The sequence below is a fragment of the Streptomyces sp. 1114.5 genome (assembly GCF_003635085.1).
Classification (GTDB): Bacteria; Actinomycetota; Actinomycetes; order Streptomycetales; family Streptomycetaceae; genus Kitasatospora.
Window position 1 is genome coordinate 2,406,191 of sequence record NZ_RBXE01000001.1, and the last position, 21,298, is coordinate 2,427,488.

Consider the following 21,298-nt stretch of genomic DNA (forward strand, 5'->3'; position numbering starts at 1 on the left):
CAACTCCGGGGGGAGCAAATGACGGTGACGCGCCGCAATCGGATCGTGTGGTGGCTCAGAGGCGCGGCGCTGGCGGCGCTTCTGGTGTACCTGCCGGGGTACCTGTCCTCACGTTCCGGCGGCCTGGTGGAGGTCGAGCGCCGGCTGAACCATCCGGTGCTGCTGATCGGCGCCGCGGTCGTCCTCCTGGTGGCCTCCGTGGTGGTCCGGTTCGAGTTCCGGACGCGATGGGCGCAGATCGGCTTCGCGGCCGTCCTGTCGCCGCTCATCGTCATCGGGATCGCGATCGGGACGTTGTCGTTCGTCGTCGGCGGTGACGGGCGGCTGATCGAACGCAAGCCCGGCCCGGACCATCCCGACCACGTGCTGACGGTCACCGACATCGCCTTCTCGATCGACCCGGTCTACCGCGTGGAGCTGCTGACCGGCAGCGGCTGGTCCGCCCGGCACTGGAGCCTGGGCACCTGGGGGGAGAACGACGGCTTCCTGAAGGCCGAGTGGACCGGGCCGGCCCGGATCACGGTGACCGCGACGCACGAGACCAGGGTCTACACCGTCGACGGGGACGGTCGGCCGGCCGGACCGGAGGTCACCCGCCGGTAGCGGCGGGCCGGTAGCCGGTAGCCGGTAGCCGGTAGCCGGTAGCCGGTAGCCGGTAACCGGGGCCTGCCGCTGGGGTCTGCCGCCGGACGCGGTCGGGTGCTCACCAGCGGTCGATGCCCATGACCTTCGCCGCATTGTGGATGGCGTTGTAGTGGGGAATCGACATGTCGGACTTCTTCTGGCCCGCCGGCAGGTTCTTGTCCGCCGCGCGGAACTCGTCCCGGGCGGAGGCGAGCAGGCCGGTGCCGTAGGAGACCGGGACGTCGTTCTTGCCGTGGATCGGGTGCGACTTGGCGGCGGTCTGACTGCCCGCGTTGGCGAGGATGCTGCGGGCCTGGTTGTAGGCGTCGGCCTTGACCGTCTTCGGATTGCGGACCTGCGCCTGCACGCCGGCCGCTGCCTGCACCCCGGCCATCGGCTGCGCCTGGTCGGCGGCGGTGGCGACGGGTGCGGCGGCGATGCCGAGGGCTCCGGCGGTCACGACGATCGCGAGGGTGTTGCGGAGAAGCCTGTCCATGGGAAGTCCCTTGAATTGACGGAATGTCAAAGATTCGGTTCCACATCGGACTTGTGGACCGTACGGATGCGAACGCCTCGACCACTACCCCGGCCTCGCGCAGCGGAAAACCGCCTTCCGCTCGGGGAGTTCGGAAGCGATGCGATCAAGCCGTTTCCCGGTCCGCGGTCGTCGTATCGCCGTATCGCCGTATCGCCATACTGGCGGGATGGATTCTGAGCTCTACCCCGACCTCGCCGCCGCCGGCAGCCTGGGCGCGCTCCTGGAACGGACGGCGGCCGAGCTGGCCCTGGACATCACGGTGGTGCCGGGGTTGTGGGGTGTGACGTCGGCGGGCATCTCCGCCTCGGCCCCCGGCCGCAAGCCACTGGACGTCCACATCGGCTCCGAGCGGCGCTGGTTCGGCGTCACCGGCACGACCCATGGGATCGAGATGATCAGCGGTGCCACCACGGACCTCCGGGACGTCGTCCGGGCGGGTGTGGCCTGGGGGAGCGGGAAGAGCCTGCGGGACTTGCACGAGCTGTTGCCGTGGCTGGAGTCCAGTGAGTTCGCGCAGGCTGTCGAGCGCGGCCCGGCCGAGGCGGTCGACCTGGCCTGGGGTCGGCTCCGGCGGCAGGCGGCGGAGGCGCCCGAATTCCCGGAGTTCGGGGAGCTGGTGGAGGCGACGCATGCCGAACCGCGGCTGCGGCGGCTGTTCCCGTTCGCCAGCATGTGGCGCGTCGGTTTCCGGGCCTGCGTCGGCTTCCCGTGCTCGCTGGCGGTCTTCATCACCCCCGGGACGGAGACCCGCCCGTTCCTCGTGCAGTGCAGCCGCGGCCATGCGGAAGACCCGGAGTTGCGCGACCGGGACCTGACCGGCGAGGCAGCGACGGCGCAGGAGGCGGCCGCCCTTGCGGTGGCCCTGCTCCCCGCCGGCCTCGGCCCGGCCGTCATCGGGTCCGACGACCTGTGAGAGGTGACCTGTGAGCGGCGACGTGTGGGGGGTGACCTATGAGCGGTGTCCTGTGCGCGGTGACGCCGTGGAGAGCGCCGGGCAGCCGGGCTTGGACGAGATCGAGCGGTGGTTCGTCGGGGTGGCGGACGGCCGGGTGAGCCGGAACGAGGCCGACCGCTGGGCCGTACCTGCACGACGAGGCGCAGGTACGGGAGTGGCTGGTGGAGTTCCGCCGCCGCCGGGGCCGCTGATTCAGCCCGTGGCGGCGGCGCCGCGCAGGCGGGCGGCGGAGCGGGACAGCAGCGCCGCCGCGACCAGGACCGGGCTGAAGCCCACCGCGCAGGCGGCGAGCAGGTTGACCGGCGTCAGCCCGCCCGGCAGGGCGGCGAACACGGCGCCGGCCAGCGGAGTGGTGAGGACGGGCGCGAGCAGGAGCAGAGCAGCCTGCTTCTTCTGTCGACGCGTCCACACCTGGGACCTGGAGACCCGGGTGGCGGCGATGACGGCGGCGGCCAGCGCCAGCGCGGGCCCGACGGCCGGGACGAGCAGCAGAGGGAACGGCAGTACGGCGAACAGCAGAGTCAGCTTCGTGCGGCCGGACGCCTCCGGCTCGGGCCGGGGCAGGCCCTCCTCCTGGAGTGCGGCGTCGGCGATCCGCCGGGGACTGCCCAACTGGTCGAGCACGGCGCGGACGGCGGCTTCGTCGGTCGGGTCGTGCTCGGCGAGGGTGACCTCGATGTGTTCGCGCAGGTCGGCCAGGAGCTCGCGGCGGCGCTCCTCGGGCAGCGGCGCGGTGTAGCGGGTGACCGCGTCCAGGTGGGCGCGGACCAGGGGGTGCTCGATGGGGTTGGTCACGGGTTCTCTCCCGGGTCGAGGTCAAGGTCGAGGTCAAGGTCGAGGACGTGGTCGACGGTTTCGCGGAAGGCGGGCCAGAGCGCCGCGAATTCCTGTAGCGCTTCCCGGCCGGCGTCGGTGAGCGTGTAGTAGCGACGGGACGGACCGCTGGCGGAGTCCCGCAGGAAGGTGTCGGCGAGCCCGGCACGGCGCAGCCGGGACAGCAGCGGGTAGATCGTGCCCTGGCTGGTGGCGAGCATGGGGTACCGGCCGAGCTCCTGCAGCAACTCGACGCCGTAGCGCGGCCCGTCCCGCAGAAGCGCCAGCACGCAGTACTCCAACACGCCCTTGCGCAACTGGGTCGCCACCGGCCCATCGGAGGCAGCGGACGCATTGGAGGCAGCGGACGCATCGGAGGCAGCGGACGCATCGGAAGCAGCGGACGCATCGGAAGAGCCGCCCGGGTTGGTGATGCCAGGTACCATGCATCACAAGGTAGCAGGCTAAGCAAGACAGCGCACGCACTAAGCCGCACACGGGGAAGCCCGGCGCCGACGGCGGCTCACATCGCCTCATCCCGAACGCCAGAAGTCGGCCGACCCGACTTCTGGCGCCCGAGCAGACGCGCCGGGCATCCGGCTTATCTGGAGAGGGAATATGTAGACCGATCGGCATATTCTCCCGAGCCGGGCGCCCCGCACAGGAAGTCGGCCTGGCCGACTTTTGGTGCAGGCTCGCCCGCCCGATGCCGCCCTGGCGTCCCGGGCATCCACGATATGTAGACCGGTCTGCATATTTTCTGGCGCGCAGGCTGCCGGCCCTCGCATAGGAAGTCGGCTTGGCCGACTTCCTATGCGAGCGGCTGCCTGGGCCAGCAGAATCAGTAGACCGGTCGACATATTTCATCCGAGGGCCTAACCAGGGCCCGGGTCCCGGCCCGGGCCCCGGGCCTGCCGGCGTCGCTGCTACGCGAGGAGGCGGGCTGGGAGGTACGGGGAGTCGATGTGGATGGTCCAGCCTCGGCGGCGGGCGTGGCAGGCGAGGGCGAGGATTTCGAGGTTGAGTGCGGCGTCGGAGTCGGTGGCGCGGTCGGCGACGGAGTGGTGGTCGCGGTGGGCTTCGAGGGCGTCGACCAGCGCCAGGTTGAAGCTGGTCTCGTCGCCCTCGACCAGCTGGGAGAAGAGGACGACGGGCGGCGGGGCGAACCCCCAGTCCTCGGCCCGCTTGAGGTCGCGCAGGGCCTGTTCGGTGGCCGGGAGCGGGTCGACGCCTCGGAAGTAGTCGTGCAGGGCGACGCGGTAGGAGGCGAACGCGGAGCGGTCGGCGGTGGAGTGGGTGGGGCCTGCGAGGACGATCGGGGCGAGGTCCTCGCGGGCACCGCTGATCAGGGCGAGTTCGAGGGCGAGCTGCCAGTGCCCGGGCCCGGTGTCCTCGCCCCGGGTGGCGGGGTAGCGGACCGTACGGCCGTCGATGGTGACCTCGGCCTCGGTGCCGGGCTCGGCGAGGGCGCTGCGGAACAGCGCGGCGCCCAGCTGGGAGGCCAGGCGCAGGCCGGCGAGCTGGGTGTCGGTGACGTCGGCGGACTGGGAGGCGCGGGCCTGGAACAGGAGCGCCTGCTTGCTCAGGGCGCGGGCGAGGCGGGAAACGGTGTGGCGGTCGTCGGGCCCGGGGTTGACGGCCTCCCGGGTGGCCCGCTCGTACAGCGCCTCGCTGTCGGGGTGGATCGGGAGGGCCGGGGTGGGCCGGTCGATGTGGAAGGGCCCGGCGGCGAGCCGGGCGACGGCCTCGGGGAGCCGGTCGCGGCCGAGCGCGGCGACGCGGGGGCCGGAGGTCGGGAAGCCGGTGATCACGGCGCGCGGCAGGTAGTCGGTGTCGACGGCGGGGAGCCAGCCGTGGGTGCGGTGGGCGAGCGCGGCGAGGGCGAGGGGGAGCAGCGGGAGGAGGCTGCGGGGGCGGGTGCCGCCGGTGCGGTCGAGGAGGGAGTGCAGCCCGGTGTCGAAGGCTTCGCGGTCCTCGGCGGCGAGGGCGCGCAGGGTGTGCAGCGCCAGGGTGGCTTCGCTGTCCCGGTCCTCGATCTGCTCCAGTGCGGTGTCGATGGCGGCGAGCCGCTGTTCGGGGGTGTCGGCGGCGGGTGCGTCCTCGGCGTCTCCGTCGCGGGTGTCGCCGAAGAGGTGCGCCATGAAGCCGTTGGCGAGTTGGGCGGCGGAGTAGCCGCCGCCGGCGGGCATGGCCTGCCAGGTGAAGGCGAAGGCCTCGCCGTGCCGGGAGACCTTGTCGGAGAGGATCGCGAGGCAGAGCGCGTCGAGCCAGTGCTGTGGGAGGACGGTCCTTCGGCGGAAGCCCTCCTCCGCGTCGTCGGGGTCGTAGCTCATCCCGAAGTTGGGGTAGTCGAGGAAGACCTGGAAGCTGTCGTACGAGTAGTACGCGGCGAAGGAGATGGCGCCGGCGGCGGCCTCGGTGGCGTCCTTGAGGACGGCCTTGGCCTCGGGGGTGTCCAGGGCCGGGGACTCGGCGGAGAGTGCGCCGAGGTAGTCGAGGAACTCGTCGGTGATCAGCCGCCATTCGGTGGCGGTCATCAGGCCGGCGCGCGAGTAGGAGTGGACCATGCGTCCGATCCGGTTGACGAAGTCCTCGCGGGCCGTCGAAACCGCCGACTGGTCCACCTGGTGACGCTCGATCCGCACAGCTCTGCTCCTCGTTCCCTTGCTTGGCCGCCAGCCTAGGCGCGGGGGCTGACAGCGCCCGGTGTGGGGGCGGTGGAAGGCCGCAGAGTTTCAAACGGTGTTTGAAATGGGTCGTGTTCGCGCTAGTGTCGTGATCGGCAGCAACGGACCCAGTCGGGGGCGAAGCCCTGTATCCGTATGCCACGGGGGAGTTGACGGTCGCTTCGGCCGGCCGCACGGATGTCGAGCCCACCGCTGCCGCACCCGACCGTCGTGACCACGAGGGAGAACACATGACGGAAGACCTGAGCCGCGCAGTGTCCAGGGTCGTCGACCAGGAGGTGGCCAAGCTCCTGGAGCGGACGGAGCGGGACGTCGCCCGGACCGTCAACCGCGCGCTGGGCGTGCCCGAGTCGATGCCGGAGACGCCGGCCTTCGACGCCGCCCGCTGGCAGGCCCGCCTCGACGAACTGCTCACCGCGCACCGCATCCACGGCGCCACCCTGGCCGTGCTCGCCGGCGGCGAGATCCACGAACTGGCCTCCGGCATCCTGCACTCGGAGACCGGCGTCGCCGTGACCACCGACTCCGTGTTCCAGATCGGCTCCGTCAGCAAGGGCTACACGGCAGCGATGGTGGTGCTGCTCGCCGAGGCCGGAAAGCTGGACCTCGACGCCCCGGTGGTCGACGTCCTGCCCGAGTTCGCCGTCGCCGACGCCGAGGCGAGTCGGAGCATCACGCCGCGTCAACTCCTCAACCACACCAGCGGAATCGAGGGCGACTACGTCAACGACACCGGCCGCGGGGACGACTGCCTGGCCCGCTACATCGAGGGCGCGCGGAACGTCGGGCTGACCAACCCGCCCGGGGCGACGGTCTCGTACTCCAGCACCGCGTACAACGTCCTCGGTCGGATCGTGGAGGTCGTGACCGGCGGCACCTGGGACGCGGCGCTGAAGGAGTTGCTGACCGGCCCGCTCAGCCTGGAGCACACCATGACCCTGCCGGAGGAGGTGCTGCGCTTCCGGGCCGCGATGGGGCACATGGCCGACCCGGGTGAGGAGCCGGTGCCCACCCCGCTGTGGAACATGCTGCCCCGCTCGGCCGGCCCGTACGGCGGGATCTGCGCGACGGCGGCCGATGTCGCCCGGTTCGCCAGGCTGTTCGTGGACGGGGGTCTCGCTCCGGACGGTACGCGGGTGCTGCCGGCGGCGGTGGTCGAGGCGATGCTGAACCGCGAGGTCGAGATGCCGGACCAGTGGTTCCTGGGGGCCCACTGGGGGCTCGGCTGGGGACTGTTCGAGTGGGACGGCGTACGCGGGTTCGGTCACGACGGCAGCACGTTCGGGCAGCTGGCGTACCTGCGGGCGATGCCGGAGAAGGGCGTCGCGGTGGTGCTGCTGACGAACGGCGGGGGAGCGGCGCCCAAGGTGTTCGAGGCGCTGTGCAGGGAGCTGTCGGCGGAGTTCGCGGGCGTGACGATGCCCGGCTTCGAGCCGCCCGCGGAGCCGGTGGCGGTCGAGGTCGGGGAGTTCGTCGGGAGGTACAAGCGCGAGGGCTTCCTGATGACGATCGGGGAGGCGGAGAGCGGTGCGCTCACGCTCACGTACGAGGGGGCCGACGGCCTCGCGGGGACGTTCGACCCGCTGGTGTGGGAGCTGACGGCGGTGTCGCACACGCCGGCGAAGACGGTGTTCGCGGGGCGGAGGAACGAGAAGGACGCGTGGATACCGGTGGTGTTCTACGCGCTGGCTGATGGGAGCCGCTACGTGCACTTCGGCGTCCGGGCGACGGCGAAGGCGGCGTGAGGGAAGGGCGGGCCGTTCGAGGAACGGCCCGCCCGCCCGGTGAGGTCAGACGTCGAACTCCCCGGCGCGGATGGCCGAGACGAGGTCACGCCATTCGTCGGTGGTGAGTTGGGCGATGGCCTCGGGCAGAAGACTGCTGCGGACATAGACGGCGTCGGGGCCTATGGCCACCTCCGGGCAGCTTGAGCCATCGGGGCAGGCTTCCGGTCGCTTCCAGCGAAGTGTTTCCATGGCGCTAGATCTCTTTCTTGATGAGCCTGATGGCATCGCGAGACTTGCTCTCGGTGAGAGCTCGCTCCGTCATCTTGTCGATGATGTGACGGTAGTTCTCCATCTGTCGCTGCTCGTGGAGGAACGCAGGACCGCCGACCGCATCGAGCTGGACGGTGTCGAGGCGAGGCACTGGGCCGTTCGCATAGACGATGCCTTGTCCCGCCCCCATGAAGCCGTTGGTGCCGAAGGTGATCACCCGAAGAGTGACGTGGGGCAGCTCCGAGTACTCAAGCAGCTTGTCCATCTGTCGTTTTGCGGCATCACGGCCTCCGAACAGCATTCGCAGGGCCGCTTCATGGACCAACGCCGAGTACGGTTCGCCATCTTCCCGCATCAGGAAGGCGGAACGCTGCACTCGATGCTCTACACGGGCTTCCAGCAGACGTGGCGAGAGCGGCGGGTAGAGATCTCGGAAGATGGACCGTCCGTACTCCTCGGTCTGCATGGCGCCTGGGACGTGCGAGATCTGATAGGTGCGCATTCCCTTGGAGAAGTACTCGACCTCCGCGATGTCCAGGAAGCCGACCGGTACGGAGCCTCGGTACTCCTCCCACCAACCCCTGTGGCGTTCTTCGGCCATGGCCGCGAGTGCTTCTACGAAGGCGTGATCGCTCTCCTGGTATTCGCTGGCGAGCATCCTCACCCGCTCAGCGCTGATCGGGTACTGCCCCTTCTCGATCTGGGTGATCTTCGTTCGGGCAAACCCGAACAGCGCGGCAGCGTCGGCGGTCGTGCGGCCGGCACAGTCGCGCATCTTCCGCAGCTCAGTGCCTACTCGTTCCTGCCTGGCTGACGGGGTGGTTCGTGGTGGCATGCCCCCAAGCATCCATCTCGATCCCGTGAAGGGTCCAGCAATCCATCGATCGAGTGAAGGGCGGGGTAGAAGTACCCCTACATGTACCACCGATGCCCTACAGTCGGTGATGCACCGATCACCGATGCGGGCGTCAGTAACGCTGCCTCGCACCGCAGAGCATCCTGTCCGGACTCGCTCACGGCGACAGCCCGCTCACCTCAATCCCCCCTCATTCCAGGGAGATTCCTGTGCGCAACCTCAACTCCCCCTCCCTCACCCTCTCCCGCGACGCCCTGCGCGACGGCATGACCCGTGCGGGCTGGCCGCCCTCCTCCATCGCGGACGCCGAACTCGCCATGGTCGAGCTGATCGTCAACGCGTGGCGCCATGCGAACACGACCTCCCCGGTCGTCCTCATCCTCTTCCTCGCCAACACCCTCCGGGTCACCGTCTCCGACCGCGGCCCGGACCTCCCGGAGCAGCAGCCCCTCTCCGTCCTCGCCGAGGCCGGCCGCGGCCTCCAACTCGTCGCCGGCCTCACCCACCGATGGGGCGTCGACCCCCAGCACCTCGGCAAGACCGTCTGGTTCGAACTGGACGGTGCCGCGTGAGCGCCCACCACCCGCTCCACCCCGCCGACCCGGCCCTGCTCCACCTCACCATCCGCCAGCTCTCCGAGCTGATCATCGAACTCCGCACCGAAGGGCGCGAGTTCGGCCTCCTCTGGCCCTCCGCCGCCCCGGGCGAGACCAACCTCCACGGCCTGCGCCTCATCAACCTCGGCAACATCCCGGCCAGCACCCTGATCAACCTCCTCGCGCTCCTCCGTGAGTACAAGCGCAACCGGGACACCCACCACCGATGCTCGGACTGCTGACCCTCAACCTCGCGGCTGCTCTCCTCGGCGCCCTCTGCGAAGTCCGCACTCGCCACCTCCGCACCGCCACCCTCGCCTGACCGCACAACGGGCCCCCGCGCACCGTCTCCCGGTACGGCGTCGAAGCCGCCCATCGGTGGTGGCCCGCCGATGACCGCCCCGGGCCCACACGACTGGGCCTGACCGTCATGCCGGACGGTCACTGGGCGTGGCTCGACGACCCGGCCGACTGCTGGCGCATGCCCTGACGGCAGGCCCGCCGCACAGGAAGTCGGATCGGCCGACTTCCTGTGCGGCGGGCCTCGGCTCCGTAGTCGCCGGCCGAGTGGCAGCCGGAGCCCCGTCTGTTCGACCCGCCCGCCCGGCTTCCGGGTGGGCGGGTCCTGCCGTGGGCAGGTGCTATCCGCCTACCGGAACGCGGGCAGGTTGCGCTCGACCCAGGCCCGGAACGGTGCGGCCGGGCGCCGCAGCACCGTCTCCACGTCGGCGCTGACCGCCACTTCGGTGGGGAGCGGGGCACCGAGGATGCCGAGGGTGCCGGTGGCGACCTCCGCCGGCATGAACTGCGCGAGGTGGCCGTGGGCCTGCTCGCGGGACAGCTCCACGAAGACCAGCTCCTCGCCCAGGGCCTCGGCCAGCACCGCGGCCTGTTCGCGCGGGCTGATCGGCTCGGGCCCGGTCAGCTCGTACGCACGGCCCGCGTGTCCGTCCTCGCGCAGTACGGCCGCCGCGACCGCCGCGATGTCCGCCGGGTCGACGACGGGCAGGGCCACGTCGCCGAACGGGGCGAAGACCGTGCGCTTGGTGCGGACCGTCTCGGCCCAGGCGAAGGCGTTGGAGGCGAAGCCGCCGGGTCGCAGGATGGTGGTTTCCAGTCCGGACGTGCGGACGGCCGCCTCGAACTCGCGCAGCCGGGCGTGCGACGGGGCGTCCGGCCTGGTGGCGCTGATCTGCGAGGACACCAGGACGATCCGCTCGACGCCACCGGCGTCCGCGACGGCTTCCAGCAGGGCGTCCGGGCTCTCGCCCCGGGTGTTGAGCTCGCCGCCCAGCAGAAGGAACAGCGCCCGGGCCCCGTCGAGGGCGGGTCGCAGGCTCGCGGCGTCGCCGACGTCCCCCTGGGCCCATCGGACCCCCGCCGCGCCGGGCTGCGCGGGCCGGGCCTGCCGCGACACCGCAACCACCTCTTCGCCCTGTGCGGCCAGCAGCTCGACCAGTGTCCGTCCGATGTTTCCGGTGGCGCCCGTCACTGTGATCATCGCGATCCCCTCCCATGGTCCTGTGAAGCAACTGAGTTAGTTGGCTGACTCAGATGGACCGTAGCACGCACCCACCGGCGGTTGTCTATAGTCAGTCGGGTGACTGACTCAGTGGATCGGCGGGTACGGGCCTCGCAGAAGCGCCGACGGCTCTCGGCCGCCGCGGCCCGTGTCCTGCACGAGCAGGGGGTCGAGCGCACGACCCTCGCCGACATCGCGCGCGAGGCTGACGTCCCCGTCGGGAACGTCTACTACTACTTCAAGACCAAGGACGAGCTGGTCCGCGCCGCGCTCTCCGAACACGGCGCTTACCTGGACGAACTCACGGGCGGACTGGAGCAGTTGGCCGATCCGCGGGACCGCCTCAAGGCACTGGTCCAGGCCTGGATCGACCAGCGCGACCTCGCCGCCCGGTTCGGCTGCCCGACCGGCACCCTCGCCGTCGAGCTCGACAAGCGCGCCGACGGGGACCTCGACGTGGAGGCAGGTGCGATGCTCCGGCGGCTGCTCGACTGGGCCACAGGCCAGTTCCGCGAGCTGGGCCTGCCCGACCCGGACGGCCTGGCCCTCACCCTCGTCGCCGGGTACCAGGGCATGTCGCTCCTGGCCAACGCCTTGCGCGACCCGGACGTCATGACCCGCGAGGGTGCCCGCCTGCTGCGCTGGCTCGACTCGCTGGAGGCTGTGGACCCGGCCTAGCAGCCATCTCGTTCGTCGTCTGGTTTCGGTGTTCAGCAGCCCGCTGATCCGTGCGATGCGGACGGCTGAGCTTGCGGGTCTCACCGGTGTCCAGCCCGACCCGGACCTGGTGGAGTGGGACTACGGCGGCTACGAGGGCCTGACCGCCGAGCAGATCCAGGAGTCCAGGCCGGGTTGGGACCTTTGGCGGGACGGCGTCGTTGCCGGCGGTGCCGACCGTCCTGGTGAGCAGCTCCAGCAGGTCGCCGCGCGTACGGATGCGGTGCTGGACCGCATCCGGCCGTTGCTCGGCGAGGGCGATGTCGCCGTGGTCGCTCACGGCCATCTGGCGCGTGTGCTCACCGTGCGGTGGCTCGGGCTCGATGCGTCCGCAGCCTGCCTGCTCGGCCATCCGCATCCGGGCACGCTCAGCTTCCTGGCCGTCGAGCACGGGCAGCCCGTCATCTCGGCCTGGAACGTCCCGTAGCGGCGGACCGTCGTCACGTCCGCCGCGGCCCCGCCCCGCCGCCTACCGGAAGTCCGCCGTCTACCGGAAGCCCGTCTGCCGGAAGCCCGTCTACCGGAAGTCCGCCGCGTGATCCCGCACCCAGCTGCGGAAGTCGCGCGGCGGACGGCCGAGCACCCGCTCCACCGTGTCGGTCACCCGCTCCGGCTCGCGAGTGAAGGACTCCCACGCCCGTAGCCGGGACTCCACGAACCCCGCATTGCCCCAGGCCGCCGTCAGCTGCTCACGGGCCGTCTCCGGCGCCAGCTCCTCCCACCGCACCGCGACGCCCAGCTCCTCGCCGATGATCCGGGCCAGCTCGGCGTGCGCCAGCGGCTCCGGCCCGGTGACCACGTACCGGGCGCCGTCGTGCCCGTCCTCGGTGAGAGCCCGCACAGCGACGTCCGCGATGTCCCGCTCGTGCACCAGCGACCGGCGCGCCTGCCCGTACGGCCAGCGGACCACGCCCTCCCGCACCTGGTCGGCCCAGGCGAGCAGGTTGCCCGCGAAGTCGATCGCCCGGACGAAGGTCCAGCTCAGGCCCGACCGCCCGATCAGCCGCTCGATCTCCTGGTGGAAGATCACCGCCGGCTCGTCGTCCGCGAGATCGGGCACATCCGCCGACAGGTAGACGACGCGCTTCGCGTGCCGGGCGATCGACTCCACCACCCGGGGCTGTACCGGCAGCCCGGGCCACATCAGGTAGACCGCCTCCACCCCGCCGGCCAGCGCCGGCTCCAGGCTCTCCGGCACCGCCAGTCCACCCCGTACGGCCTCAACCCCCGCGGGCAGCACCGACCTTGCCGGATCCCGCACCAACGCCCTTACCTCATGGCCTCCTTCGGCCAACGAGGCCACCACGTGCCTGCCCACACTGCCGTTCGCGCCGATCACCAGAACCTTGGTCACGCCCGCCCCAACGCCGCCCGGCCCGGCGGTATGCCCGGCCACCGACGTGAGCCCGTACGGTGCGTGGACGGGCCGTGGCGCTAGGCTCGCCGGATGTCCGACGAACCCCTGCAGCTCGCCGTCCTGGGAAGCGCGACGCCCTACCCGAGCGCCGACAACCCCTGCTCCGGTTACCTGGTGTCCGGCGGTGGCGCCCGCGTGTGGGTGGACGCCGGCACCGGCACCCTGGGCCCGCTGCAACGCCACGCCCGGCTGGACGAGTTGGACGCGATCTGGATCTCGCACCTGCACGCCGACCACTGCGCCGACCTGCTCACCGCCTACTACGGCGCCCTCTACGCGGACGTCCGGCTCGCGGCGCCGATCCCGCTCTACGGCCCGCCCGGCACGGCGGACCGGCTGGCGGACTTCCTGACCAACACGGCGCGGCGCAGTCCGGTCGAATCCGCCTTCGCCGTCACCGAGTTGGCCGACGGCCACCGGGTGCACATCGGCCCGCTCGGGCTGACCAGCCGGGCGGTGGACCACGGCATGCCGGCCTTCGCCCTCCGGGTGGAGGCCGGCGGCCGCTCGCTCGTCTACTCCGGTGACACCGCCCCGTGTGCCGCCCTCACCGAACTGGCCGAGGGCTGCGACCTGTTGCTCTGCGAGGCGGAGAGTCCGACCCCGGAGGCCGAGCCGGGGAGCGGGCCCGTGCACCACACCCCCGAGCAGGCCGGTGCCACCGCCACCGTGGCCCGCGCCGCCCGGCTGCTGGTCACCCATGTGGGCCGCGCCATGGCTCCGGCCGAGGCCGTCGCCCGCGCGGGGACCCGCTTCGCCGGTCCGGTCGCCCACGCGGACCCGGGCGCGACCTTCACGGTCTGACGCTCGGCCCGCGCTCACCTCGGGCGGCTCAACCGCCCACCCGCACCACGTACTTCCCGGTCGCCCGCCCGTTCTCCATGGCGTCGTGGGCGGCCGGGACGGCGGCCAGGTCGGGCAGTTCGGTGACCGGGAGCTGCAGGTCGGCGCCGTCGTCGGCGAGCAGGTCGAGGACCCGGCGGATGGCGCGGGCCACGCGCTCGGGGGCGGTGGCGGCCAGGCCGCGGTGGCTGAAGCCGGTGACGGTGAGGTTGCCGGCCATCAGGCGGGCGAGCGGGGGCAGGTCGGCGATGGCACCGCCGCCCGCGTTGCCGAACAGGACGATCCGGGCGCCGGGTGCCGCCACGGCGAGGTCGAGGTCGAGGGCCGCGGTGCCCAGCGGGTCGAGCACGAGGTCGACGCCGCGGCCGTCGGTGGCGGCCCGGACGGCCTCGACCAGGGCGTCGGAAGGCGCTTCGGCCAGGGCCTCGGACGATGCCTCGCCGCGGGCGAAGGCGTGGTCGTACCCGGCGGCGATCGCGGCCGCCGTCTTCTCCGGTCGGCCGACCGTTCCGATCAGTCGGCCGCCGCCGAGCAGCGGGACGAGCTGGGCGACGGCGGTGCCGATGCCGCCGCCCGCCGAGTGCACCAGAACGGTGTCGCCAGCGGTGAAGCGGCCGGCGTCGGTCAGCAGCAGGACCGCGGTGGCCAGGCCCAGCGGGACGGCGGCGGCCTCGCGCAGGCCCACCCCGTCCGGGAGCGGCACGGTGAGCGCGGCCTCGGCGACCACCGTCTCGGCGAGTCCGGCGCCGACCGGTGCGGCCACCACCCGGTCGCCCACGGCCAGGCCGGTCACGCCCTCGCCGAGCTCCCGGACCGTTCCGGCCACCTCCTTGCCGGGCAGGTACGGCCATGCGGTGCTGTACGCGGCGTCACCGCGGCGGGTCATCACGTCCACGAAGTTCAGTCCCGCGTAGGCGACGTCGATCGCCACCTGGCCGGGCCCGGGGCGCGGTGCCTCGACCTCCCGTACCTGCGAGTTCTCGGCTCCACCGGGTGCGGTCATCACCAGTGCGCGCATGTCGGTCCCCCTGAGCTACGATGTTCGACGAACTACAAAGTAGGTGCGGGAACAGTGGTACCACGCCGTTTCCATGGATGTCGAACATCGCAGATCAGGGAGGTCTGAGCATGCCCCGCAGCACCCGTCGCCGACCGGCTCTCGCCCACCCCGCGACCGAGGAGATCGACCTCCTCGATGTCCTGCACGCCCTCTCCGACCCCACCCGGATGACCATCGTCCGCGTCCTGCGCTCCGAACCCGAGCGCGCCTGCGGCACCTTCCCGGTGGACGTCGCGCCCTCCACCCTCAGTCACCACTTCAAGGTGCTGCGCGAGTCCGGCCTGATCACCCAGCGCGAGGAGGCCAACCGCCGCTTCTCCGCCCTGCGCACGGTCGACCTGGAGCGGCGCTTCCCCGGCCTCCTCGACACCGTCCTCGCCGCCCACGCCCGCACCCACACCGGGGCCGAGAGCCGGGGCGCCGGCGACGAGGAGGGCTGACCGGCGCTCAGTGCCGCCGCCAGACCGCCCAGTTCTGCCCGGCGTCGGCCCGCTCGACGGACCAGTCGGCGGGGTGGTCGGGCCAGTAGGCCTCCGGCGGCTGTCCGGCCCCGGGCAGCGGGGTGACCAGGACGTTCGCCTCCGCCGGGACGGGCTGCCAGCGGGGGTCGCGGTACCAGATCCGGCCCCGGTAGACCTCGAAGGCCTGGGCGGCGCGCAGCGCCCAGTCGATGTCCCAGGCGAACACCACGTTGTCGCCCCCGCCGATCCCGGCGGCGCGGGTGAAGCCGGTGGCCAGGCCCGCGCGCCACTTCGCGTGCGGCTGGGCGACCTGGGTGGTGATCGTCGCGGTCGCGAAGGCGGCGAACATCGCCAGCGAGAGGCCGATCGCCGGCAGCACCCGACGTCCTCCGGAGGTCCGCACCAGGACCACCGCGCCGAGGAGGACCAGGGCGGCGGCGGTGGACCGGAGCATGCTGAGCCGGCCCCAGTCGGCGGCCAGGAACGAGACGTCCGGCATGCACCAGGGGATGAAGAGCCCGGTGCGCAGCTGCGAACCGGCCGACCGGACCACCGTTTCGGCGAGCAGCAGGGTCAGTCCGGCCGCTGCCGCCGTCGCCCGGCCCAGGGCGGGGCGCCCGCAGCGGGCGAGCACCGCGACGCCCGTCACGAAGGCCGCCGGCACGAGGTAGGAGGTGTAGCGGGCGTACACCCAGTCGTCGATCCGGCCGCCGGGCGGCAGGGCGGCGGCGGAGGCCAGGGCGGTGCCGACCAGCAGCGCCACCAGCACCCCGCCGGTGATCCGGTACGCGGGCGGGAAGCGGCGGCGGGCCACGGCGACCAGGCAGGCGACGACGGCCAGTCCGCCGATGCCCCAGGTGGAGACGGTGAAGTACCAGAGCTGGCCGGCGGTCCGGGTGAGGGTTCGTCCGGCCGCCTCCGGGTCGGTCAGGCCGTCCCACAGGTATCCGCCGACATCGCTGTTGTCGACGGTGAACTGCGCGTGCAGCCATGACGCCAGCAGTCGGGCGCCGAGTACGCCCAGGCCGAGTCCGGCGATCCCGGCGGCCGTGGCCCGCCACGGCGCGAGGCGCAGCAGCAGGACGCCGAGGAAGGCGACGGCGGTCAGGGCGACCACCACGCCGCCGCGGTCGTGCACGGCCATCGCGTAACCGGCGGACCCGCCCGCCCCGAGGGCGTGCCAGGCGCGCCGGCGCAGCGTGCCGTCGGCGAGCCAGCCGTGCAGGCAGAGCAGCCAGGCCAGGATCAGGACGGGCAGGACGGCGTCGGTCAGCACGAACTGCGAGTAGAAGACCAGGGGCGGCAGCAGGGCGGTCGCGGCGCCGAAGACGTAGGCGAGTGCCCGGCCCAGGCCGAGGCGGCGCAGGGCGACGTAGGCGAGCGGCAGGGCCAGCGCGTTGACGGCGGCGTTGATGCCCATGATCAGGTGGTACGCGGTCGTCGGGTCGTCGGCCAGGCGTAGCGCGGGGGAGATCAGCAGGGGGTAGCCGCCCGGTATGACCACGCCGACGGGGATCTCGGTGGCGGGGCGGCCGGCGAGGACGCGGGTCAGGGCGAGGTAGGAGTCCTCGTCGGGGTGGACGGACGGGAAGCTCATGTGCCGGACGAGGACGAGCCGGAACAGCAGTTCGGCGAGGTAGCCGGCGAGCAGGACGAGCCCGGGCCGGGCGGCGGCGGACCGCATGACCGCGGACGGGATGGCCGAGGACCGGACGGCAGCGAGCCGGGTGGTGGCGGGCCGGAGCGGGCTCGGCCGGGGTGTGGTGGCTGGCGGCATGGGCGCGCCCCCTTCTGTTCTGTCGGACGACTGTATATGTCGTTGGACTGAATATGTAGTCCGACTGGTTCCACAGGAGGGGGCGATCCCCACGGGTCGGCCCGAGGCCGCGTCAGCGCGCCCGGTGCCGGCGGTGGTAGGACACCGTGACCGCCGCCAGCAGCGGCGCCCAGGCGACGGCGGGCAGGTAGAGGAAGCCGACCAGGAAGTGGCCGAGCGGGGTCATGCCCGTGCCCGGCATCTCCCACCACCCGGCGAAGGGCGTCCACAGCAGACCCAGCCCGGCGGCGCCGCAGGAGGCGGCGAGGACCACCGCCCGCGGGTTGACGGGGCGTCCGCCGACGAACGGGACCCAGCGCGGGGGCACCGTCCCCCAGGGGCGGACCAGCCCGAGGGTGAGCAGGGCCAGCGCCTCGGTGAACAGGCTCAGGAAGACCGGCCACACCGCACCCCACCCGCTGAGGCCCATCGCCTGGTAGCCCGCGTCGGTGTACCCGCCGTGCCAGCCCGCGACCAGCCCGAGCCGCCACAGCCCGGCCGGCAGCGCGGTGACGGCCGCGACGTGGGCGGCGCGCACGGCCCAGCGGGGCGGGGCGGGGACGGCGGCGGGACCGGCAGTGAGGGTGGCGGTGAGGGCGGTGGAGGTGGCTGCGACGGGCTGAGTCATCGTCATGCCCTCACCCTCCCGCGCGGCCCGGACCGCCGCGTCCACCCGGCGGCGGGCCCCGCCCGGGATCCTCCCCCGGGCGGGGGAGGGGCGTCTCACCCCTCGGCGGCGAGGCTCGGCGCCCGGGCCGCAGTTCAGCGCAGGCGCGAGGAGGACAGGATCGACGCCAGGTGCGCGACCACCATGCCCCAGGTGATCACCGTGATCCCCGCGAGCGTCGCCCGCGTCGCGTCCAGGTTGCCGAGCCCGGCGTCCACCGCGGCCGCAGCCAGCAGCACCAGCGAGGCCTCGATGCCGTTGGTCACCCGGTGGATCTTGAAGATCGAGGCCAGCCGGCGGGCCGTCGCGATGCCCTGGGAGCGCGGCTGCGTCGACTCCTCGTCCGCCGGCGGCCGGCCGCTGCGGGCCCGGGCCACGTCCACCAGGTCCGTCGAGGCCTTGAGCAGTACCACGCCCAGCGCCGCCGCCAGGCCCGCCGACACCCACAGCTCCGAGCCGCCGCGCGCCGCCCGTACGCCCGCGCCGATCATCAGGGCGGCGTCCGCCAGGTAGGCCCCGAGCCGGTCCACGTACACCCCGGCCATGCTGAACTGGCGCTTCCAGCGAGCCACTTCGCCGTCCACGCAGTCGAAGAGCAGGAACAGCTGGAACAGGACGGCCGCCAGCACCGCGCCGGTCGGTCCCGGGATCAGCAGGGCCGCGCCACCGCCGACCCCGCACACCACCATCACCCAGGTGAGGGTGTTCGGCGACACCGACGTCCGGACCAACTGCCGGGTGGTCCGCAGTGAGATCCGCCGCATGTACAGCCGGCCCGCCCAGTGCTCACCGTTGCGGCTCTGCAGCTTGGCCTGCGGCTGGCACACCTCGCGCAGCTCGGCGAGCGCCGGAGCAGCCACCATGACGACATCCCTCCACCTGTCCGTGACGATCACCACAGGCTACGGCCTCCGGGAAACGCCCCGACCAGGCGGTACGCCCCGCAGGCGGGCGAGGAATCGGGCGAGGAGGCGGGCGAGGAGGCGGGCGAGGAATCGAGCGAGGAGGCGGGCGAAGAAGCGGGCGAGGAGGCGGGCGAAAACCGGTGGGCCGGCCGACCGGCCCCGGGCTAGGCTGCGCGGGTTCGCCGGAACCGTACGCCCGGGCCCGATCACCCGTTCCCGCAAGCCCGTTGACGAGGTCCCGGAGCAGAACGAGGAGTTGTTGATCCATGGAGAGCACGGACGGCTCGCCGCAGAACCCCGACCTGGCCCGACTGCTGGACCGCCACCGGCCGCAGGGCCCGGTGGAGACCGCCGACCACCAGCGGGCCCGCCGCCTCGCCGACGTCACCGACCCGGCCGACGCCTGGTCCCGCAGCACCTTCCCCCTCCACTTCACCGCCTCCGCGCTGATCGTCCACCCGCCGACCCGCCGCGTCCTGCTGCGCTGGCACGTCCGCCAGCAGGCCTGGCTGCACGTCGGCGGCCACGGCGACCCGGGGGAGACCCTGCCGCTGGACATCGCCCTGCGCGAGGGCCGGGAGGAGACCGGTCTGACCGACCTCACCCCGTGGCCCGACGCCGCCCTGGTCCACCTCGCCGTGGTCCCCGTCCCGGCCTCGCCCGTCGAACCCGCCCACGAGCACGCCGACCTGCGCTTCCTCCTGGCGACCGGGACCCCGGACCGGGCCCGGCCGGAGAACCCGGCCTCCCCGCTGGAGTGGCTCACCGTCGAGGAGGCCAGGCAGCGCACCACCGAGGAGAACCTCCGCCAGACCCTCGACCGCGCGGCCCGCCTGCTCCCGCCCGCCTGAGCCCGCCCACCTGACCCCACCGGCCCGACGCACGTCCCCCTGGAGACCCACCGTGCACACCGACCAGATCCTCGTCTTCGACGCCGACGACACCCTCTGGGAGAACAACGTCCTCTTCGAGCGGGCCATCGACGGCTTCCTCGACTGGGTCGCCACCCCCGCCGAGCGGGACCGCACCCGCGCCGTCCTGGACGCGATCGAGGCCGCCAACTCCGCAGCCCTCGGCTACGGCGCCGCCGTCTTCCGGCAGAGCCTCGCCGACTGCCTGCAGCAGCTCAACGGCGGCCGCACCCCCACGTCCGCCGAGCAGGCCCGGATCGACGACCTGCTCACCCCGCTGAACAGCCGGCAGGTCGAGCTGATCCCCGGCGTCGCCGCCACCCTCGCCGCCCTCGCCGACCGCCACCACCTGCTGCTGCTCACCAAGGGCGATCAGGACGAACAGCGGCGCAAGGTGGCGGAGTCCACGATCGACCACCACTTCCGGGGCGTCCACATCGTGGCCGAGAAGTCCGTCGACACCTACCGGCAGCTGACCGCCGAGCTCGGCCTCGCCCCGGACCGGACCTGGATGATCGGCAACTCGCCCAAGTCCGACATCGCCCCCGCCCGCCGGGCCGGCCTGCGCACCGTCTTCATCCCGCACGAGCACACCTGGGTGCTGGAGCACCAGGACCTGGGCCCGGACGAGGCGACGCTGCAGCTCGGAGCCTTCCCCGAGCTGCTGCGCCACTTCTGAGCGGCGTCCCGACCGGCGCTCAGGCCGCGAGCACGGCCGCCGGCACCGGCGTCCCGTCCCGGTACAGCCAGGCCCGCTCCGCGGCCGACCAGACGCTCGTCGTCAGCAGGTACAGCGCGGCGGCCACCGGCACCAGCAGCGCGAACAGCACCGACGCGAACGACAGGTACGGCAGCAGCGCCGCCCCCGGCTGCGGGGTGGGCTGCGCCGCCGCCGCACGCCGGGCCCGGCGGTAGTTGACGTACCCGACCGCCGCCAGCCCGGCGTACAGCAGGCCGAACACCGCGAACTGGCCGACGCCGTGCGCGCCCGTGACGTGCAGGCCCAGCGGCACGCCGAACAGGGTGTGGTCGAGCAGGTCGTTCGGCGTCGTGAACAGCCGGTACATCACCGAGAAGAACGGGATCTGCACCAGCATCGGCAGGCAGCCCGCGGCCGGCGACACCTGCTCCTTCCGGTACAGCTCGGCCATCGCCTCCCGCAGCTTCTCCGGCCGGCCCTTGTACTTGGCGTTCAGGGCGGCGACCTTCGGCGCGAGCTCGGCCCGCGCCTTCTCCCCGCGCGCCGCCGCCCGCGCCAGCGGGTGCAGCGAGAGCCGTACGGCGACGGTGAACAGCACGATCGCCAGCGCGGTCGGCAGGACGTGGGCGAGGGCGGCGACGGCGGCGTGCGCGGCGGCGACGGCCGGGTCGAGAACGGCGAGAACGGACATGGTGAAGCGAGCCCTCCGGGGTCTCAGGACATGAGTGATCGGCGGAGGACGGCCGCGAAGACGCGAAGAGCCGTGGTACGGCGAGGGGTTACGCGGCCGCCAGGGCCGCCCCGGGCGCCCTGGGGCGTCGCCGGCCCCGGGCATCCGGATCACGCTGCGGAAGGAACGCCGTACGGAACGCCCGGCGTCGCAGCACCCCGCTGCGCACCGCCGCGGGCGCCCGCGCCCCCAGGAGCCGGGCCCCGGCCAGTGCCCCGGCGACCGCTCCGGCCACCAGTGCCACGGCCGCGACGGCGGCAACGGACGCCAGCGTCCCGTTGTCGGCCGCCAGGCCCCCGGTCAGCACCCGGAGCAGCCCGAGCAACATCGCGACAACAGCCATGGCCCTGCTCCTCCTTCGGTGTTCCGCGGGTCCGGACGTACAAGCAGGACGATCGTACGGCCTCCCGGGTTCCCGCTCCGCACCGGATGTGCCGGGCAGGTGCTGCAGTCCGGAAGGTGCTGCGAGAGCCGTAGCCATCG

The 21,298-nt window shown here is 72.7% G+C and carries 25 protein-coding genes; 11 read left to right on the top strand and 14 right to left on the bottom strand.

From position 1 onward, the window contains the following. Positions 1-24 precede the first annotated feature (24 nt). Positions 25-603, top strand: a complete 579-nt coding sequence (locus BX285_RS10615) for a hypothetical protein (protein ID WP_147465139.1) — start codon at positions 25-27, stop codon at positions 601-603. Positions 604-703: 100 nt separating this feature from the next. On the opposite strand, the gene BX285_RS10620 is transcribed toward BX285_RS10615, so the two are convergent. Continuing rightward, positions 704-1,120 (bottom strand): hypothetical protein, encoded by a 417-nt coding sequence (locus tag BX285_RS10620; protein WP_121174987.1) that lies wholly within the window; start codon positions 1,118-1,120, stop codon positions 704-706. 208 nt (positions 1,121-1,328) lie between these two features. Here BX285_RS10620 and BX285_RS10625 point away from each other — a divergent pair, with 208 nt between their 5' ends. After that, positions 1,329-2,075 carry a DUF6193 family natural product biosynthesis protein gene (locus BX285_RS10625; RefSeq protein WP_121174988.1) on the top strand — a complete coding sequence of 249 codons (747 nt, stop codon included), beginning with the start codon at positions 1,329-1,331 and terminating at the stop codon, positions 2,073-2,075. A gap of 234 nt (positions 2,076-2,309) precedes the next feature. Here BX285_RS10625 and BX285_RS10635 read toward each other — a convergent pair whose 3' ends face one another. The 3 genes from BX285_RS10635 to BX285_RS10645 all read right to left on the bottom strand — a co-directional run bounded on the left by BX285_RS10635 (position 2,310) and on the right by BX285_RS10645 (position 5,575). After that, positions 2,310-2,912 carry an HAAS signaling domain-containing protein gene (locus BX285_RS10635; protein ID WP_121174989.1) on the bottom strand — a complete coding sequence of 201 codons (603 nt, stop codon included), beginning with the start codon at positions 2,910-2,912 and terminating at the stop codon, positions 2,310-2,312. Then, the gene (locus tag BX285_RS10640; RefSeq protein WP_259470482.1) at positions 2,909-3,259 is read right to left on the bottom strand and encodes a PadR family transcriptional regulator; all 351 of its coding nucleotides are present in this window, start codon (positions 3,257-3,259) and stop codon (positions 2,909-2,911) included. Before BX285_RS10640 ends, BX285_RS10635 begins: the two co-directional genes overlap by 4 nt. A 597-nt stretch (positions 3,260-3,856) precedes the next feature. Beyond that, on the bottom strand, positions 3,857-5,575 hold the full coding sequence (locus BX285_RS10645; RefSeq protein WP_259470483.1) for an immunity 49 family protein: 1,719 nt from the start codon (positions 5,573-5,575) through the stop codon (positions 3,857-3,859). A 272-nt stretch (positions 5,576-5,847) separates the two neighbouring features. Between BX285_RS10645 and BX285_RS10650 the strand changes: the two genes are divergently transcribed. Then, positions 5,848-7,362 (top strand): serine hydrolase, encoded by a 1,515-nt coding sequence (locus BX285_RS10650; protein ID WP_259470484.1) that lies wholly within the window; start codon positions 5,848-5,850, stop codon positions 7,360-7,362. A 45-nt stretch (positions 7,363-7,407) separates the two neighbouring features. Here the strand turns inward: BX285_RS10650 and BX285_RS39455 are convergent, their stop codons facing one another. Next, positions 7,408-7,629, bottom strand: coding sequence for a DUF397 domain-containing protein (locus BX285_RS39455; protein WP_373560508.1), 222 nt, complete (start codon positions 7,627-7,629; stop codon positions 7,408-7,410). Further along, positions 7,598-8,461, bottom strand: coding sequence for a helix-turn-helix transcriptional regulator (locus BX285_RS10660; RefSeq protein ID WP_107474902.1), 864 nt, complete (start codon positions 8,459-8,461; stop codon positions 7,598-7,600). The genes BX285_RS39455 and BX285_RS10660 overlap by 32 nt, the downstream gene beginning before the upstream one ends. 218 nt (positions 8,462-8,679) lie before the next feature. Between BX285_RS10660 and BX285_RS10665 the strand changes: the two genes are divergently transcribed. Further along, entirely contained in the window at positions 8,680-9,042 is a 363-nt protein-coding gene (locus BX285_RS10665; protein ID WP_121174991.1) for an ATP-binding protein, read from the top strand. Then, positions 9,039-9,308 carry a hypothetical protein gene (locus BX285_RS10670; protein ID WP_097237763.1) on the top strand — a complete coding sequence of 90 codons (270 nt, stop codon included), beginning with the start codon at positions 9,039-9,041 and terminating at the stop codon, positions 9,306-9,308. Before BX285_RS10665 ends, BX285_RS10670 begins: the two co-directional genes overlap by 4 nt. A gap of 407 nt (positions 9,309-9,715) precedes the next feature. Here BX285_RS10670 and BX285_RS10675 read toward each other — a convergent pair whose 3' ends face one another. Continuing rightward, complete coding sequence (locus BX285_RS10675; RefSeq protein ID WP_121174992.1) at positions 9,716-10,567, bottom strand: SDR family oxidoreductase; 852 nt, start codon at positions 10,565-10,567, stop codon at positions 9,716-9,718. A 99-nt stretch (positions 10,568-10,666) separates the two neighbouring features. Here BX285_RS10675 and BX285_RS10680 point away from each other — a divergent pair, with 99 nt between their 5' ends. Next, on the top strand, positions 10,667-11,266 hold the full coding sequence (locus BX285_RS10680; RefSeq protein ID WP_183107045.1) for a TetR/AcrR family transcriptional regulator: 600 nt from the start codon (positions 10,667-10,669) through the stop codon (positions 11,264-11,266). A gap of 28 nt (positions 11,267-11,294) precedes the next feature. Beyond that, on the top strand, positions 11,295-11,732 hold the full coding sequence (locus BX285_RS10685) for a histidine phosphatase family protein (RefSeq protein WP_259470485.1): 438 nt from the start codon (positions 11,295-11,297) through the stop codon (positions 11,730-11,732). Positions 11,733-11,822: 90 nt separating this feature from the next. Here BX285_RS10685 and BX285_RS10690 read toward each other — a convergent pair whose 3' ends face one another. Further along, complete coding sequence (locus BX285_RS10690) at positions 11,823-12,701, bottom strand: NmrA family NAD(P)-binding protein (protein WP_310794196.1); 879 nt, start codon at positions 12,699-12,701, stop codon at positions 11,823-11,825. Positions 12,702-12,752: 51 nt separating this feature from the next. Here BX285_RS10690 and BX285_RS10695 point away from each other — a divergent pair, with 51 nt between their 5' ends. Next, entirely contained in the window at positions 12,753-13,526 is a 774-nt protein-coding gene (locus tag BX285_RS10695) for an MBL fold metallo-hydrolase (protein ID WP_121174995.1), read from the top strand. Between the two features lie 28 nt (positions 13,527-13,554). Here BX285_RS10695 and BX285_RS10700 read toward each other — a convergent pair whose 3' ends face one another. Then, positions 13,555-14,583, bottom strand: a complete 1,029-nt coding sequence (locus tag BX285_RS10700) for a zinc-binding dehydrogenase (RefSeq protein ID WP_121174996.1) — start codon at positions 14,581-14,583, stop codon at positions 13,555-13,557. Positions 14,584-14,693: 110 nt separating this feature from the next. Between BX285_RS10700 and BX285_RS10705 the strand changes: the two genes are divergently transcribed. After that, entirely contained in the window at positions 14,694-15,065 is a 372-nt protein-coding gene (locus tag BX285_RS10705; RefSeq protein ID WP_097237769.1) for a helix-turn-helix transcriptional regulator, read from the top strand. A gap of 7 nt (positions 15,066-15,072) precedes the next feature. Here the strand turns inward: BX285_RS10705 and BX285_RS10710 are convergent, their stop codons facing one another. The 3 genes from BX285_RS10710 to BX285_RS10720 form a co-directional block, all read right to left on the bottom strand. After that, positions 15,073-16,863 (bottom strand): hypothetical protein, encoded by a 1,791-nt coding sequence (locus BX285_RS10710; protein WP_121174997.1) that lies wholly within the window; start codon positions 16,861-16,863, stop codon positions 15,073-15,075. A 112-nt stretch (positions 16,864-16,975) separates the two neighbouring features. Next, on the bottom strand, positions 16,976-17,536 hold the full coding sequence (locus BX285_RS10715; protein WP_259470486.1) for a hypothetical protein: 561 nt from the start codon (positions 17,534-17,536) through the stop codon (positions 16,976-16,978). A gap of 128 nt (positions 17,537-17,664) precedes the next feature. Beyond that, a complete protein-coding gene (locus tag BX285_RS10720) occupies positions 17,665-18,432 on the bottom strand; it encodes a CDP-alcohol phosphatidyltransferase family protein (protein ID WP_097237771.1) in 768 nt (255 codons plus the stop codon). Positions 18,433-18,740: 308 nt separating this feature from the next. On the opposite strand from BX285_RS10720, the gene BX285_RS10725 reads away from it, so the two are divergent. Both BX285_RS10725 and BX285_RS10730 read left to right on the top strand, forming a co-directional pair. Continuing rightward, entirely contained in the window at positions 18,741-19,325 is a 585-nt protein-coding gene (locus tag BX285_RS10725) for an NUDIX hydrolase (protein ID WP_121174998.1), read from the top strand. 52 nt (positions 19,326-19,377) lie between these two features. Further along, positions 19,378-20,064 (top strand): HAD family hydrolase, encoded by a 687-nt coding sequence (locus tag BX285_RS10730; protein WP_259470487.1) that lies wholly within the window; start codon positions 19,378-19,380, stop codon positions 20,062-20,064. 19 nt (positions 20,065-20,083) lie between these two features. On the opposite strand, the gene BX285_RS10735 is transcribed toward BX285_RS10730, so the two are convergent. Both BX285_RS10735 and BX285_RS10740 read right to left on the bottom strand, forming a co-directional pair. Beyond that, complete coding sequence (locus tag BX285_RS10735; protein WP_121174999.1) at positions 20,084-20,776, bottom strand: YidC/Oxa1 family membrane protein insertase; 693 nt, start codon at positions 20,774-20,776, stop codon at positions 20,084-20,086. Positions 20,777-20,864: 88 nt separating this feature from the next. After that, positions 20,865-21,158: a DUF6412 domain-containing protein gene (locus tag BX285_RS10740; protein ID WP_097237774.1), complete on the bottom strand. Its 294-nt coding sequence runs from the start codon at positions 21,156-21,158 to the stop codon at positions 20,865-20,867. Positions 21,159-21,298: the final 140 nt, after the last annotated feature.